This is a genomic window from Chloroflexota bacterium (genome assembly GCA_018648225.1).
Classification (GTDB): domain Bacteria; phylum Chloroflexota; class Anaerolineae; order Anaerolineales; family UBA11858; genus NIOZ-UU35.
In genome coordinates, this window is sequence record JABGRQ010000081.1 from 25,014 (window position 1) to 40,881 (window position 15,868).

Consider the following 15,868-nt stretch of genomic DNA (forward strand, 5'->3'; position numbering starts at 1 on the left):
TAAACATGACTGAAGAAAAGAACATCCAAGACACCCAAGAACTGATTGAACAAATGCGCGCTAATGCGCTGGAAGAAGCCGAAGATGCCCCCTCGGTAGTCGGCAAACGTTGGGGTGCCAAAGAAATAAAAACCAAACGCTCGCCCTGGGTACTACGCAGCCTGATCATTGTATTATTCATCGCGGTATTTGCAGAGGGTTATCTCATCATCCGCCACCAGCGCACTGTGCCAGAAATCTTGATCCATTCCGCGCCGCCGATTGCAGCGCTGGCAACCCCAACCATCGAAAACCCTTTCCCCACACCCCCTATTGAAGGCTATGAAGAAGCCCCGCCCGATTTACCCGCTCCTGCCGAAGCTCCCTGGCCCGAAGGTGTGCCAACGCTCGAAGTGATTGAATTCCCCGAACCAGATGAATAAAATAAAACGGCGGGTTTCTACTCGCGGTTTTATTTTATTGCCTACTTTTTAATTGAGCGCGTTGCACAAAGCCGCCGCGTTCGACAACCGCCCGTGTATGGAAACCTGCCCCGATCTGCTCTTCCGCATCCCAGGCAGATACAGCCAGTTGCACCCGTGTTTTAACAACTTCGAGAATCTCAACTTCCACACGGATCTGAGCGCCAATCGGCGTGGGGGCCAGATGCTTCACATCGACATGCGTGCCGACACTCATCCAGCCCGCGGGGAGATGCTCGGCTATCAGCCGGTTGGAAACGCGCTCCATAAATGAAATCATCCAGGGGGTGCCCAGAACGCGTTCGTCGCCGCTGCCAATATGATAGGCCGTATGCTGCTCTTCGACACCGAAAGTTTCTACACGCGTAAGCCCCGGATGCACTTGCGCCATTTGCGGCGCGGGACTGCCTGCATCCAAACTCGGCAGCGGCCACCACTCTTTGCACTGCTCTTTCGTAAACGATGGTGACGCAGCGCTCAGATATCGGAGTGGTATAGCTCCGGTATTCTCAAGGCCGTGCTCGGCAAATGACGAAAAGAAGATCGTATCGCCTGCATATACCTGACGCTGCTCGCCATCCACCGTCATCAAGCCGCTGCCCTCAACAATATGATAGATTTGCTCCGGCTCATGCGAGTGCATACGCTGCACACCGCCTGGCTTCATTTCCACCAACGTGACCGCCAACTGCTCGGCCTCACCGGTTAGCTTTGAAACCAATAGATATGATGTAATGCCATCGCGCTGATAGCGAGGGGCTGTGTTAATTTTTGCAATATACATACTCATCTGAATACCTTTCTATCAGGCTACCGCCCACCAATCGACAGCCTCGCGCAGGCCAAAATTGGTCAGGCGTTCTCGCACGATGCTGCGGGCATGGCGAGCGCCGACCGCGGCTAAAACCACCGGGTTCTGATAGCGCCTCCACCAGGCCAACAAATCATCTGCCGCAACAATCGGTTTGCCGCGGCGCGTATTGCCAATTTTTCTGGGGTCAATATCCACAAAGACTTCAACAGGAGCGCCTTCAGTGCGCATCAGATGCTTGCTCAGGCGGCGGCCCATCATGCCTGCCCCCCAGATGATGACCGCGTCGCGCCCTATCAGCGGCCCGCGCATCAGGTAATGAGCTTTGGCGCGCAGAAAATTTTCAAGCGAGTAACGGCTGTCGGTGCGGGTAATGCGCTGGGGGTGCTCGCGCCAATCCAATAATATCTCAGGGATTTTAGCAAAACGCGCCCCGGCCAGATACAGGCGCAGATACAGGTCGTAATCTTCAGGCCAGCCGCGCTCGTGATAACCGCCCATCTGCCGCAGCCAGTCGGCGCGCAACATCACACTGGGATTAGGCAGTGGGCTTTCGACGAATATTTCCCGCCGAATGTCGGCATCGCTGACCAGGGCGTTAAGCCACTCGATATAAATGCGAAAACCTTCGCGTACATCTTCGGTCGGAAAGCCACGCACCAGGCTGCTGACTACGGCAACGTCGGGATGCTGTTCGAGATACGCGGCCTGTTTTTCGAGCCGTTGAGGGTGTGCGAGGTCGTCGGCGTCGATGCGGGCAATATAGGGCGCGCGGCAGGCTGCTATTGCCGCGTTGGCCGCAGCGATCACCCCCGCGTGGGGCTGAGTCCACACTCGAAAACGCCGATCCACCCCGGCCCGGGTCTTGAGCATCCGCCCGGTTGCATCCTCCGAGCCATCATCCACGGCGATAACTTCAAAATCGGCTAATGTCTGCCGGGACAGGGAATCCAGCGTTTCTTCGAGCGTTTTTTCAGCGTTATAGCAGGGCAAGATCACAGAGACAGCAGGCATGGCGCGATTGTAACGTGAAAGCCCCCCGCTTGCAATTTTTGGCGAGTGCGGTATGATTGCGAGCGTTTACTCTGGAGGTGTGTATGGACTCAATTTCGTTGACGCTTCAAAATATGTTGGTCAATTTTTTGGAAATGCTGCCCAATTTAGTGGCCGCATTGGTTATTTTTATCGTCAGTTTATATCTGGCGGGCTTGCTCACAAAAATTATTGCGCGCGCATTTGAACGCCGCAATACCGAACGCGAATTGAGCTTGCTGATTGTGAAGATCGCGCGCTGGGCGGTGATCATTATCGGCACTGTGATTGCGCTGGAACAGATTGGCTTTGATCTTTCGGCCTTTTTGGCAGGTTTGGGCATTCTTGGCTTTACGATCGGATTTGCTTTGCAGGATGTCAGCAAGAATTTTATTTCGGGCATCTTATTGTTGATCCAGCAGCCTTTTAATATTGGCGATATTATTCAAGTGGGCGATTTTATTGGCTCAGTAGCCGATGTGGATTTACGCGCCACGGAGATTTACACCTTTGACGGGCAAAATGTACTCATCCCAAATGGGGATGTATTTACCAGCCCGATTAAGAATTACTCGCGCTTCCCCAAACGTCGGGTGGATATTAGCGTGGGCGTGGCCTACGGCAGCGATCTCGACCGGGTGAGGGGTGCAACCCTCGAGGCAATTGCTAACATCCAGGGCGTGCTGCCCGATCCGGCCCCGATGGTGATTTTCAATAATTTCGGCGATTCTTCGATTGATCTCACAGCGTATTTCTGGATTGATTTGAAACATGCCGATTATTTAAAAACCATCGACGCGGGGATTGTGAATATCAACGCTGCTTTCGCCGCCAAGGGTATTGAAATTCCCTTCCCGGTGCGCACGGTGTATATGGCGCAGTAGTACCCCCATCCCTTATCCTAAAAACGCGTTAGGGCAAAAGTCACACATCGCATAATGTCATTCCGAACGAATGTGAGGAATCCCTGATGCAAACATTTGAAATCACCTATGCAGGTACACCAGAACACCGCGCCGTAGGGATTCCTCGCTGCGCTCGGAATGACCTGTACCACTTTTGCCCTAATGGCCTAAAACAGAATGATCTGCCGATAACTTTCTGCGGCTCATTCTGTTTTGGCTAATTCATCCCCTTGCAGTATTTCTGCGGCCAGGGTTTGAAGTTCCTGGGTATCGCTATCCTCGGTATGACGCGCTTGCCAGTAGATTTCGAGCAATTCCAGCGCAGTCAATGCGCCAAAATTTTGGTCGTCGGGCAGGCGCACACGATTTTCTTGCTGTGGGCGCTTGATCAGATGAAACTCAAAGGCTCCAGCAGTGTATTCGCGTAATGTAGCTTCGTCGATCATGGCCTCCCACTCACGGGGGTAGGTCATCACCAGGCGCACAATCGCCCCATCGAGCTGCTCAGCGGGCGGCAGCGCGGCGCGTAGCTGCTCGTTGATATTCTCGGGGGTTTCCAGGCTGATGGCGCAATCCACAAAGGGACGAATGCTTTTCAGTTGCCGCCATTCAACCTCGGTGGTGTTTTTCTCTACATTGGCGATAATATAGAATTTATCATCGCCAGCCTCACCAAAATCGACGCGCTCAATCGAACCGGGATAAATCACCGGAGGATGCTGGCCTTCGTTGATATTCTGCGGTTTGTGGATATGCCCCAGCGCCACGTAGTCCAGGCGCGGGTCGCGCACCAACGAGCCTGGCAGCACCAGATCGCTGCCCAGCATCACCGTGCGTTCGCCGCCATATTTAGCCCCCTGCACCGAGGCGTGCGCCGTCAAAATAGTAGGCAATTGAGGGTCAACCTGCTCATCGAGCCAGTATTTCACTTGATCGCCGAGACGCTCCTCCAACGCTGCGTAGATTTCTGCTGGAGTCTGGCCGCGCATATCCAAATGAGCCATCATGCCCGAGCGCGAAATCCAGGGCAAAGCTAAAACCTGCACAGGCAGACCTTCCAAATCGTCCGGGGTAAGAAAACAGGGTTTGTCGAGCACATGCACATGCGGCACTTTCAGGGTAGCAAACTCGCTCAGGGCGTGGGCGCGCCCCAGAGCGGGTGAAAGATCGTGGTTGCCAACCAGTAACAGGGTTGGGATTTTGGCCTGCGAAAGGCGCACAATGCGTTTGCCCCACTCGCGCTGATACGTAGGAGCCGGAGCGCGGTCTTTATAGGCATCTCCGGCGAAAATCACCAGATCAACGTTTTCGGCAATCGCCGCGTCCACGATCTCATCCAACGAGCGTAGAAAATCCATCACTCGCAGAGGCAGCCCGCTTTCAGGGTCGCGGCGCCCGTAGGTCGCCATATCAATATGCGCGTCGGCAAAATGGAGCAGTTTCATCTATCCCCCGCCCTGAATGCGTTCCAACTGATACCAGCCCACACCAAAATTCTCGTTGAGCTTGACGGCTTCCTGCAAATCGGCGATGGCGCCATCAATATCGCCCAGGGCTTCGCGCGCCAAGGCGCGCCAATACCAGCTTTCTTCAATGGCCGGTTCGCTGGCCGTGTCTATCGTTGTGGTTGCCAGGGTGAGCACATCATAATAGCGCTGCGTATAAAAATATGCCCAATACGGCCCGGTTTGATACCACAGATTGCGCCAGGGTACGTTAACTTCTTCCGGATTGAGCGTTTTGGTGAGCGCAAAATACTCATCATAGGCTTGAGCTGCCCCGGTATAATCATCGAGATAGACCAGATTGGTGCCGTAGTTATACCAGGCAAACGCCCTGGCGCGGCCTTCCAGCGTAAAAATCTCATCGGAGGCTTTGGCGGCCGCAGCCTGATAATTGTAGGTTGTATCCGCATGTTGGCCGAGTAATTCCATCACCTCGGCTTCACGCGCCGGATAATATATAACAAGATAGACATAATTGAAATGCTGCCAACGTCGCAGCACATCTTCATACGAAAAACGCAGGTTCTTACTGATAAACGAATCTTGCAAAACAAAATACTGCTCGGTATCGTTGTACCCGTTGATAACTTCGTAATGCCCCATCCAGCCCTCAAAACCGGTGCCTTCGAAGCCTTTCTCGATCAACACGGGAAAACCCGCCGCAATCAGGCGTGTCAGCATTTCTACATCGCCGCCCACGCGCCACAGGGCATTGAACTCGGTTTCTTCGTTGACATAGGCAACCATCTCGTAGGGGCTGACATTTTTGTCGCGCGAATTCGGCTTCAGATAGGCCGCTGTATCGCGCTGGTCGCCGTTCCACTTCCAATACGAAAGCGCCATCGAGAGATTGGCCGGGCCGCAGTTATTCCAGCTTTGAACCTGGTGGATAATGCCATCCAGAACAACGGATTCGGGGATCGGGGTAGATGTGGTCGTTGGCGTGAGCGAGGGCAAAGGCGTCTCGGTGGGGCCAACCGGGCTGGGGGTCGGGCTGGCCGGAACCAAAGTGGGGCTGGGCGTTGCCGAGGGGGGTAATCCTGTATCCCCGCCTCCCTCCGGGATAAACAAAGCCTCCTCGGGCGGATTGAGGGCATATTTGACCTGTGCCTTCCATGAATCGATGCGCCAGGCCAAACGCTCATTAATCGGCGGATAGTTATACAATAAAGCCGCCAAAACAATAAACCCCGGGATCACAACCAGGGCAATGAAAAGTCGCTGTTTATTCATAGTGGCTGATTATATCAAGGTTTTGCTGGTAAACAGCCACAAGCGCGAGACGTTAAAATGGGAAATTTGTACGGGGTTAATGCGAAGAACCGGGAATCACCTTGGTAGTTGCCCGTATTCGGGGGTATAGGGCTTGCGGAGCAAGCCCTATACCCCGTGCTTTCGCAGTTATTTCTTTCCAGTTCAGGCGGCGAGAGCTTCAGCCGCCAGTATAGCCAGCATTTCAGCGTTATTGTCAAATTTAAAATCTTCCAGATTTTCGGTTTCGATACGGGCTTGTTCGATGGCGGTCAGTTGCTCGATTTGGGCTTTATTTACTACTGCGTGAGGTAGCATGGCGAGTTTTTGTTCAACGCTGCCCAACACATCCCCGCCAGGCGCGAGGGTTTGCAAATACTGCCAAACGGCCTCAGCCCCCATTTCGCCATCTTTGCGGGCGTATCCCACCAACCCGCTGCTGGCCTCGCGCGACCATCCAGCCACAAACACCCCTTCGATAGGCTGCTCATTTTCGGGATCATACACCTCAAAAGAGAGCTCATCTACGGGGAAACGCGGATGGTTGTTTTTGACAAAAGAATTCCATTGGATAGGCAACCCAAAGCTTTCATCTACTTTGTCGCCAATGCAGAATACTACGGTATCTACATCGAGCACGCGGCAGGTGCCCACGATTTGCGCTTTGGTCTTGCCATCGCGGAGCGCCAGCGCGGTATCGTCAATTTCTAGCCCGGTTACCTGGCCGTACTCATCGCCAATAATCTGCGCCGGGGATGAGAGGAACTCAAAACGGAAACGCGTTTCGGAGACCGGCTCGAGGGCTTTTTTCAGCCCTGAGAGGATGAACGCTTGCGCTTCAGCGGGATTCTGCCCGACGGCAAGCATCCGTTCGTTTACACGCGCCAACTCATCGTCCAGCGCGGCAAGGTCCAGATTATGGCCGATATTCTGCATCTCTTTTTTGGTGAATTTTACCTCTGCAGGCCCGCGCCGCGCTACGGCGATCACCTCATCAACATGCTTGTCGCGAACCACCCAGTGGGCGATATCCATCATCACATTACCCACCCCGATCAGCGCAACGCGTTTGCCAATCTTGAACTCTTGCATACTGTAGGGTGGTAGTTTGTTGTAATGGTACACCAGGTCTTTGGCATGGTAGACCCCTTGCAAATCTTCGCCGGGCAGCCCGAGCCATTTTGTGCCTTGTGCGCCCACTGTGACCAATATGGCCTGAAATCCGAGCGCACGCAGATCATCGAGGCTGAGATCGCCATCTTCGCCGACGCGGATATTGCCAAAATAACTGATTTGCTCATTTTGCAGGATGTTGGCAAATTGTTTTCGCAGGCCACGTTTCATGCGATATTTGTTGTAATAAATACCGTATTCAGCCAGTCCGCCGGGTTTGATATCTCGATTAAAAATAACTACTTGTGCACCTGCCGAAGCTAATTTTTGAGCAGCATATAACCCCGCGGGTCCAGCGCCAACTACGGCCACAGCATATTGCGGTGAGTGCATCGTGAAGCCTCCTGTTTTGCTTTGTTTATCGTGTAGATCATTTATATATCTTGTTGTGGTGCGTAAACTTATTATACATATTAATTTCGACTGATTTTGTTATAAATTAATTACTTAAATTGTGCGAAATTTCACAATTCTGAAGAGCTTGGCGCTTTCAAGCGGAAATTCTCGTCTGTTCAGGTAGCCGAAAGCCTGCCAATGTGCTATATTGTTAGGCGTGTCCAGGAGAAAAGACGATGACATACTTTAGCCGCGACCCCGTAAGCGCACACGCTGCTGCGCGTGTTTTAGCCAGAACAATTTTCAGACGTTTCTTTTGGCAGGGGAAATTGCTGCCCGCATTTTGGACAGTGATGAGTATCTCATCTTTTGTTGTCAATATTATTTTGATCGTTTTGCTTGTGGCGTTGAGTCAGCAGGTGAGTACGCTAAAAGACCTGGTTTCAACTCAACTATTGACGGGTTTGAGTGATAATTTTGCCGCGATGGATAAAGCCGTGATTGAAACCTCCATTATAGTTGATGATACAATTCCAGTTCAATTTGATTTACCAGTTTCAACAACGACCAATGTAATCCTTACGCAGCCGACATCTATTCGCGGCGCTCAGGTAGCCATTACGTCTGGCATCCTTAGCATTAATGCCCCGGCAGATATTATACTCCCGGCGGGCACCAGTTTGCCGATTGCGCTGGATATTACGGTTCCGGTGAATGAAACCGTGCCCGTGCATCTGGTTGTAGATGTGAGTATTCCGCTCAAAGATACTGGCTTGCATGACCCGTTTGTTGGGTTGCAGCAGGTGGTTGAACCCTATAACCAGCTTTTGATGCAAGAAAGCGCTCCGTTGGATGAATGGGATTTGTGTCAGGGAGATTGGGGCTTTCTGTGTGATTTATATTCTTTATTGAAAAAATGAGGTATTTATGAGTAAGTCTTTTTCCACCCATCAACTCGATAACGGCATGAAAATCATGCTCAAAGAGATACACACCGCACCCATTATTAGTAGCTGGGTGTGGTATCGCGTTGGCTCGCGCGATGAAGTTCCCGGTCAGACCGGAATTTCACACTGGGTTGAGCATATGCAATTTAAAGGTACGCCGCAGTTTCCATCGAATGTGTTGGATAAAGCCATTTCGCGCGAAGGGGGATTGTGGAACGCGTTCACCTATCTCGATTGGACGACTTATTTTGAGACGATGCCCGCCGATAAAATTGATCTGGCCCTGAGCCTGGAAGCGGATCGCATGACCAACAGCATTTTCGACCCCGAGGAAGTGGACTCCGAACGCACGGTGATTATCTCTGAACGCCAGGGGCACGAAAATGAGCCGCTTTTTCAGTTGGGCGAAGCGGTTCGAGCAGCGGCTTTTCGCGTACACACGTATCACCATGAAATTATCGGCGATATGGCCGACCTGGAAACAATGACGCGCGACGATCTTTACCAACACTACCGCGCCTATTATGTGCCCAATAATGCCACGATGGCCGTGGCAGGCGATTTCGACAGCGCAGTAATGCTGGAACGCATCCGCGGGTTATTTGAAGCCCTCCCTGCGGGCGTTGAACCGCCGCGCAAAGCGCGCCCCGAACCACCCCTGCGAGGAGAGCATCGCCTGGTGGTTGAGGGTACGGACGATACAGCATTTATTCAGGCGATTTATCACGCCCCCCGAGCAGTGGATGATGATTTTTTCCCCTTTATGGTATTGGATAGCTTGCTGACCGGACCAAGCGGTTTGAATATGTTCGGCGGCGGCATCTCGAATAAAACTTCCAGCCTGTATAAAAAACTGGTCGAAGGTGATCTGGCCGTCGGCGTGGGTGGCGGTTTACCGGCTACGATTGATCCTTTTGGCTACGAGATTACCATTACGGTACATCCGGCGCGCAAGCCCGATGAAGTAATTCTGGCGCTAGATGAAGCGATTGAGCGTTTGCAGCAAGCCCCTCCCAGCGCTGAGGCTGTGGAACGGGCGGTCAAACAGGCACGTGCTTTATTTGCCTATGGCAGTGAGAGCATTACCAACCAGGGTTTTTGGATGGGCTTTGCGGAGATGTTTGCCTCCTATGAGTGGTTCAACGCCTATTTAGACCGTCTCTCGGTGGTGACGCCTACCGATGTGCAACGCATTGCGCAAACCTATCTTGTCCCGCGCAACCGCGTGTTGGGCACCTATGTACCAACAAATGGGGTGACAGCATGAGCATTCAAAATTCATCCCTCCCCGGCCCTGATGACATCACCCGCGCGGAATTGCCCAACGGCATCACCGTGCTGGCGCGCTCAAATTTCAACAGCCCTTCGGTGACGATTAACGGTTATTTAGATGTGGGCGCGCTCTTCGATAGCGATGAAAAACTGGGCCTGGCGGATTTCACCGCCGCGGCGTTGATGCGCGGCACACAGCAGCGCGATTTCCAGGGGATTTATAACGCCCTGGAGAGTGTTGGCGCCAGCATGAGTTATAACAGCGCGACGCATACTACTGGTTTTGGCGGGCGTGCATTGGTCGAAGATTTGCCCCTGCTACTGGAATTACTCAGCGAGACTTTGCGCCAGCCCGCGTTCCCTGCCGAGCAAGTTGAACGTCTGCGGGCGCAACTGCTCACCGGTCTGACGCTGCGCGCCCAAGATACCGGCGATATGGCCGGTATGGCCTTCGATCAGATTGTCTACAAAGATCATCCCTATGGCCGTCCGGAAGATGGCTGGCCGGAAACCATCTCGGCAATTACGCGTGATGATCTGGTAGATTTTCATGCCCAACACTACGGTCCGCGCGGCATGGTGATTGCCATAGTCGGTGCAGTAGACGCTCAACAGGCGGTCGCCTGGGTGCAGGATGCGCTTGGCGATTGGGTTAACCCTCACCAACCCGCATCACCCCAACTTCCCGCGTTGACTCCCCTTGGGGAACTGATCGAGCAGCGGGTTGAAATTCCTGGCAAAATTCAATCCAATATTATCATCGGCGCGGCGGGGCCTCCCCGAAAAGCTGATGAATTTTTCGCCGCTTCGCTGGGCAATAGCGTGCTGGGGCAATTTGGCATGATGGGGCGGATTGGCGAGGTGGTGCGCGAGCAGGCCGGGCTGGCCTATTATGCGTTCAGCCGTCTGAGCGGCGGCGTTGGGCCTGGCCCGTGGTCGGTAAGCGCGGGGGTGAACCCGGCCAATGTGGAACGGGCGGTCGAATTGATCCGCACCGAAATTGGGCGTTTTGTGACCGAACCCGTAACGGAGGCCGAACTTGCGGATAGCAAAGCCAGCTATATTGGGCGGCTGCCGCTGGCGCTGGAATCGAATGGCGGCGTGGCCGGCGCGCTGATTAGCCTGGCGCGCTACGATCTGGGTCTGGATTATTATTTACGTTATGCTGACTTTGTGAGCGCGGTCACGCCCGAAACGGCTCTGACTGCGGCACAGAAATACCTGCACCCCGACCGGCTGGCTGTAGCCGTGGCCGGGCCGTGAGATAGATCAACCACAAAGGCACGCAGGGCACGGAGAAATTTTTAATAGCCAAAAAATTCTCTGTGTTCCCTGTGTCTCCGTGGTGAAAAGCTATGGAAGCCATCTACCACTCTGGAATGCTCACCAAAACCCTGAGTACGCGTATCAGCCCGGCGGCGTTGGAAACGATGATTGCCGCCAATCTGAATCAGGATCGCCTGTTGGCCCTGATTGGACACGATGAATATCATTTCGATAGCAATGCCTTTGAAGCCGGGTATGCCTATATGGAAGCTCAGCGCCAGATTGTGCAGCGTGTATTGCAGAATGGCGCCGATATAACCGCAGCATGGCAGGCTTTTGGACGTTTGACGCACGCTGCACAGGATTTTTATGCCCACAGCAATTATGTTTATTTATGGCGCGATCAGTTCAACGGAGCCGAAGCACTGCCCACGCCCTCGGGGGTACCTGCCCTGGATGAAGTTTTGCTTACACATCCGGAGCTGCACTCTGGAAGAATCTACTTCGGCGAAGCGCTGATCTATCTGCTGCCCTTTTTTACACCCTGGGTATATCCGCGCTTGCCCGAAGATTCACACGCCAAAATGAATCTGGATTATCCCGAACGCGGCGAGCTGTTCCCCTACGCGATCGCGGCTGCCGAACAGCGCACGATTTTTGAATTTGAGTTACTCGCCGGGCGTGTCACAGCAGCATTGGGGAAGGGCGTATGGAAACGATTTATAAACGGTTGAAAGTAGCATACCACCTTCAACTATTAACCTGTAACCTTTAACTTGATTGGGTGTTTTTCCTTTCCTCACACATTAAGGAGCTATTATGTCTAAACTCAAACCCAATGACAAGCGCGAAATTTTTGGCTGGGGCATGTACGACTGGGCCAACTCGGCCTTCAGCACTACGGTAGGGACGGTTTTCCTCGGCCCGTATCTGGCCTCGCTGGCAGCCACCGCGGCACAAGCCCATCCCGATGGCATGGCGCGTTTTCTCGGCATACCGATTGCCCCCGATTCATTTCTACCATATGCTGTTTCTCTGTCTGTCTTTTTGCAGGTTTTGTTTCTACCCATTTTGGGCGCTATCGCCGACTATTCGCATCTGCGTAAGCAAATGATGCAGGTTTTCGCCACCATCGGCGCGGTTGCTACGATCGCCATGTTCTTTATCACTCAACCTGTATGGTGGCTGGGCGGCGTGCTTTTCTTGCTAGCCAATCTCTCATTTGGCGCCGCGATTGTTTTTTATAATGCCTACCTGCCCGACATTGCCACCGAAGATCAGCGCGACCGGGTTTCATCTTACGGTTGGGCGCTGGGTTATCTCGGCGGCGGGTTGCTCTTGGTTTTCAACCTGGCCTTCTACATGTTCAGTGAAGACCTGGGGGTTCCCAGCAATTTGGCTGTGCGCATCAATCTGGCTTCTGCCGGTGTGTGGTGGCTGGGGTTCTCGTTCATCACCTGGGCACGCTTGCGTTCGCGCAAGGCTTCGCGCCAATTGCCCGCGGGCACAACCTACCTCAAGATGGGTTTTGGTCAGTTGCGCAAAACCCTCAAAGAGATCAGGAATTTCCCTGAAACACTTAAATACCTGTTGGCCTATTTCCTTTACAACGATGGCATCCAAACTGTGATCGCGGTCGCAGCCACATTTGCTGCAGCGCCACTGGTGCGCGGCGGACTTGAACTCGATCAGAGCACGCTGACAATGGTCATCCTGATGATTCAGTTTGTGGCTTTCGGCGGCGCGCTCTTCTGGGGCAAACTGGCCGGATGGGTGGGGGCCAAACGCTCCATTATCATCAGCCTGGTAGTCTGGTCGGGCGTGGTTATCTTTGCCTATGCTGGCTTGCAGGGTGAAACGCGCGTGCTGCAATTCTGGATTTTAGGCGCTTTCATCGCGCTGGTGATGGGCGGTAGTCAGGCCATCAGCCGCAGCCTTTTCGCACAGATGATCCCTGATGGGCAAGAAGCAGAGTACTATTCTTTTTACGAAATCTCTGAGCGCGGCACCTCCTGGATTGGACCGTTGATCTTCGGTATCATGAACCAGGCCTTCGGTAGTCTGCGCCCGGCGCTGCTCTCGCTGATCTTCTTCTTCGTGATGGGGCTTATCATTCTGCCCTTCGTCAACGTCGAAAAAGCCATCGCCGATGTCAAGGCGGCGGCTGGCGCAAAGTAACCGCCCCTCACCCCCTGCCCCTCTCTTGCGGGAGAGGGGCACAAACTGCATGACTCACCTCACAGGCCATGAACGGGCTTCATACGTTCAAGCTATGTTTACCCGCATCGCAGCCCGCTACGATGTGATGAACCGCTTAATGACCATGGGACAAGACGCGCGCTGGCGGCGGGAGGTCATCCGGAGGGCGTCCCTGCCCCCCTACAAGAGCCTCGTGCTGGACCTCGGGGCGGGCACCGGCGACCTGAGTTTTGAGACCCTCAAACAGAATCCAGATTCCCGCGCCATCGCTGCCGACTTCACCCTTGAAATGATGAAGATTGGCCGGGAACGCCCGACTGGCCGGTTCGCACTTTGGTCTGCGGTCGATGCGTTGAATATCCCTTTCCCCGATAACACATTTGACGCAGTCATCTCCGGATTTTTGTTGCGCAATGTAATTGATCTGCCTCAAGCCTTGGCGGAACAATATCGCGTGCTGAAGCCCGGCGGACGCATGATCTCACTCGATACTACCAAGCCGCGCCCCGGCCCGCTGGCCCCGCTGATCGCATTCCACATGCACACGATCATCCCCGCGTTGGGCAAGCTGCTCACCGGCGAAGCCGAAGCCTACACCTATTTGCCCGACACATCCGAAAATTTCCTGCTGGCCGAAGATTTAGCCGAGAAAATGCGTGGCGCAGGCTTTGGTGAAGTCGCTTTTCAGCGGCGCATGTTTGGCGTGGTGGCAATCCATTGGGGAGTGAAGTGAGTCAACGCATCATTATAGGAATCAGCGGCGCGTCAGGGGCAATCCTCGGGATACGCACCCTGAAAACCCTGCGCACCCACCCCGAGGTCGAAACGCATCTAATCGTCTCTCCGGCAGCGCGGCTCACCATTCAGCAGGAAACCGACTGGAAAGTAAATGATGTCCTCGCCCTCGCCGATGTCGTCCACAAACACAATGATATTGGCGCATCGATCGCATCGGGTTCTTTTGACACATTCGGCATGATCGTCATCCCCTGCTCAATCAAGTCGCTCTCTGCAATCGCCAATTCCTACTCCGATAATTTGCTTTCCCGTGCCGCCGATGTGACTCTCAAAGAAGGCCGTCCCCTGCTGCTGGTAGTGCGCGAAGCCCCGCTGCATCGCGGCCACCTGCGCCTGATGGATTTGGCTGCCCAAGCCGGGGCGATTATCTTTCCACCTGTGCCTGCTTTTTATGCGCGCCCCGCTACGCTTGATGAGATGGTGAATCACATTGTCGGGCGTGCCCTGGCGCGTATCGGCATTGAAAATGACAGCTACCTAAAATGGCAATTCGGCGAAATGGGGCCTGGGGTATAATGAAATCAGCTATCTGGAAAGGAACACACATATGACTGGTTTTGATCGAATAACTTTCGAATCAAATATTTTAGGGGGGCGCGCCTGCATTCGTGGAATGCGAGTCTCTGTAGCCATGATTGTTAATTTAGTATCCAATGGCCTGATGTCCAATGAGATCATCAAAGAATACCCTTACCTGGAGCCGGAAGATATTCAACAGGCCTTGCGCTATGCAGCTTTGCTTGCCGATGAGTCAATCCGTGAGTTTGAATTCGCCTCCGTATGAAATTCTTGGCCGACATGGGCATCTCGCCCAAAATTGTAGATTGGCTACGCGAAACTGGTCATGATGCCGTTCATCTGCACGATGAAGACCTCGAGCGATTATCGGATGAAAAAATACTTGAAAAAGCGCGCCGCGAACAGCGAGTTGTCCTCACACATGATTTAGATTTTGGCGACTTGATGGCACTCAGCCAACGCGATGATCCGAGCGTGATCATTTTTCGCTTACAGGATATGCGACCAGTCACGGTTCAAATTTACCTGGCAGAGATTATAAGAAAGCATTCGGATGTATTGGATCAGGGGATTGTAGCCAGTGTTAGCGAGCGCCACATTCGTGTGCGCCATTTACCCATTTGATATGACCAACAGAGATTTCAACAAAGCCGCTTTACGCGGTGAACCCTCCTACGTCTGGCGGGCGGGGCAGGATCGCCGCTTGCAGATGATTCTGGCTGTCGCCGGGAAACGTGTGCGCGGCCGCGTGCTGGAGAATGGCTGCGGCGTGGGCATGTATGTGGAGAAATTGAGCACTTTTGGGGGCGAAGTCGTTGGGCTGGAATTCGATTTTGAGCGCGGGGCGGAAGCCCACGTTAACTCGCCGTATATTATCAATGCTGCCGGTGAATATTTACCCTTCCCCGCGGAGAGCTACGACCTGATTTTGAGCCACGAAGTTATCGAGCATGTACAGGATGACCGCGCCGCGGTGGCCGAGATGGTGCGCGTACTCAAACCGGGTGGTCGTGCGGTGATTTTTTGCCCCAACCGCGGCTATCCCTTTGAGACGCATGGCGTTTACTGGCGCGGGGAGTATCATTTCGGCAACAAGCCCCTGGTCAACTGGCTGCCGCGCCAGTGGCGTGACAAACTTGCTCCGCATGTAAAAGTCTATTCCCGCAAAGATATGCAAAAGCTGTTTGTAAATTTGCAAATTTGTACGATTGAGCACACAATCGTATTTGGCGCGTATGATAATATCATTGCCCGCTTTGGACCTTTAGGGCGCGCGTTGCGAGCCGCACTGCAACTTCTGGAACGCACGCCGGTGCGGGTATTCGGATTATCTCATTTTTGGGTGGTAGAAAAGATATAACGCAAAACCGCGAGGGCGCAGAGACGCAATAGA

At 53.4% G+C, this 15,868-nt stretch carries 17 protein-coding genes; 12 read left to right on the forward strand and 5 right to left on the reverse strand.

All coding sequences use genetic code 11. The features are described from left to right. Positions 1–5: 5 nt before the first annotated feature. Positions 6–422 carry a hypothetical protein gene (locus HN413_07030; GenBank protein MBT3390149.1) on the forward strand — a complete coding sequence of 139 codons (417 nt, stop codon included), beginning with the start codon at positions 6–8 and terminating at the stop codon, positions 420–422. Between the two features lie 34 nt (positions 423–456). On the opposite strand, the gene HN413_07035 is transcribed toward HN413_07030, so the two are convergent. Together HN413_07035 and HN413_07040 are read right to left on the reverse strand one after the other, a co-directional pair. Beyond that, complete coding sequence (locus HN413_07035; GenBank protein ID MBT3390150.1) at positions 457–1,245, reverse strand: cupin domain-containing protein; 789 nt, start codon at positions 1,243–1,245, stop codon at positions 457–459. A 21-nt stretch (positions 1,246–1,266) separates the two neighbouring features. Then, positions 1,267–2,286 (reverse strand): glycosyltransferase, encoded by a 1,020-nt coding sequence (locus tag HN413_07040; protein ID MBT3390151.1) that lies wholly within the window; start codon positions 2,284–2,286, stop codon positions 1,267–1,269. Between the two features lie 83 nt (positions 2,287–2,369). Between HN413_07040 and HN413_07045 the strand changes: the two genes are divergently transcribed. Continuing rightward, a complete protein-coding gene (locus tag HN413_07045; GenBank protein ID MBT3390152.1) occupies positions 2,370–3,188 on the forward strand; it encodes a mechanosensitive ion channel in 819 nt (272 codons plus the stop codon). A 224-nt stretch (positions 3,189–3,412) separates the two neighbouring features. Here the strand turns inward: HN413_07045 and HN413_07050 are convergent, their stop codons facing one another. From HN413_07050 to HN413_07060, 3 genes are all read right to left on the reverse strand, one after another. Continuing rightward, positions 3,413–4,654, reverse strand: a complete 1,242-nt coding sequence (locus tag HN413_07050; protein MBT3390153.1) for an exonuclease SbcCD subunit D — start codon at positions 4,652–4,654, stop codon at positions 3,413–3,415. Further along, positions 4,655–5,947, reverse strand: coding sequence for a tetratricopeptide repeat protein (locus HN413_07055; GenBank protein ID MBT3390154.1), 1,293 nt, complete (start codon positions 5,945–5,947; stop codon positions 4,655–4,657). Between the two features lie 183 nt (positions 5,948–6,130). Beyond that, positions 6,131–7,471 carry an FAD-dependent oxidoreductase gene (locus tag HN413_07060; protein ID MBT3390155.1) on the reverse strand — a complete coding sequence of 447 codons (1,341 nt, stop codon included), beginning with the start codon at positions 7,469–7,471 and terminating at the stop codon, positions 6,131–6,133. 239 nt (positions 7,472–7,710) lie between these two features. Here HN413_07060 and HN413_07065 point away from each other — a divergent pair, with 239 nt between their 5' ends. The 10 genes from HN413_07065 (at position 7,711) to HN413_07110 (ending at position 15,835) form a co-directional block, all read left to right on the forward strand. Next, the gene (locus HN413_07065) at positions 7,711–8,394 is read left to right on the forward strand and encodes a hypothetical protein (protein MBT3390156.1); all 684 of its coding nucleotides are present in this window, start codon (positions 7,711–7,713) and stop codon (positions 8,392–8,394) included. Between the two features lie 7 nt (positions 8,395–8,401). Continuing rightward, entirely contained in the window at positions 8,402–9,688 is a 1,287-nt protein-coding gene (locus HN413_07070; GenBank protein MBT3390157.1) for an insulinase family protein, read from the forward strand. After that, positions 9,685–10,956 (forward strand): insulinase family protein, encoded by a 1,272-nt coding sequence (locus tag HN413_07075; GenBank protein ID MBT3390158.1) that lies wholly within the window; start codon positions 9,685–9,687, stop codon positions 10,954–10,956. The genes HN413_07070 and HN413_07075 overlap by 4 nt, the downstream gene beginning before the upstream one ends. Positions 10,957–11,048: 92 nt before the next feature. After that, positions 11,049–11,693: a hypothetical protein gene (locus tag HN413_07080; GenBank protein ID MBT3390159.1), complete on the forward strand. Its 645-nt coding sequence runs from the start codon at positions 11,049–11,051 to the stop codon at positions 11,691–11,693. A gap of 85 nt (positions 11,694–11,778) precedes the next feature. Beyond that, positions 11,779–13,137, forward strand: a complete 1,359-nt coding sequence (locus tag HN413_07085; GenBank protein MBT3390160.1) for an MFS transporter — start codon at positions 11,779–11,781, stop codon at positions 13,135–13,137. Between the two features lie 49 nt (positions 13,138–13,186). After that, entirely contained in the window at positions 13,187–13,891 is a 705-nt protein-coding gene (locus tag HN413_07090) for a ubiquinone/menaquinone biosynthesis methyltransferase (protein ID MBT3390161.1), read from the forward strand. Beyond that, on the forward strand, positions 13,888–14,472 hold the full coding sequence (locus HN413_07095) for a UbiX family flavin prenyltransferase (GenBank protein MBT3390162.1): 585 nt from the start codon (positions 13,888–13,890) through the stop codon (positions 14,470–14,472). The genes HN413_07090 and HN413_07095 overlap by 4 nt, the downstream gene beginning before the upstream one ends. A 31-nt stretch (positions 14,473–14,503) precedes the next feature. Then, a complete protein-coding gene (locus tag HN413_07100; GenBank protein ID MBT3390163.1) occupies positions 14,504–14,740 on the forward strand; it encodes a DUF433 domain-containing protein in 237 nt (78 codons plus the stop codon). Continuing rightward, positions 14,737–15,099 carry a DUF5615 family PIN-like protein gene (locus HN413_07105; protein ID MBT3390164.1) on the forward strand — a complete coding sequence of 121 codons (363 nt, stop codon included), beginning with the start codon at positions 14,737–14,739 and terminating at the stop codon, positions 15,097–15,099. Before HN413_07100 ends, HN413_07105 begins: the two co-directional genes overlap by 4 nt. Position 15,100: 1 nt before the next feature. Next, a complete protein-coding gene (locus tag HN413_07110) occupies positions 15,101–15,835 on the forward strand; it encodes a class I SAM-dependent methyltransferase (protein ID MBT3390165.1) in 735 nt (244 codons plus the stop codon). Positions 15,836–15,868: the final 33 nt, after the last annotated feature.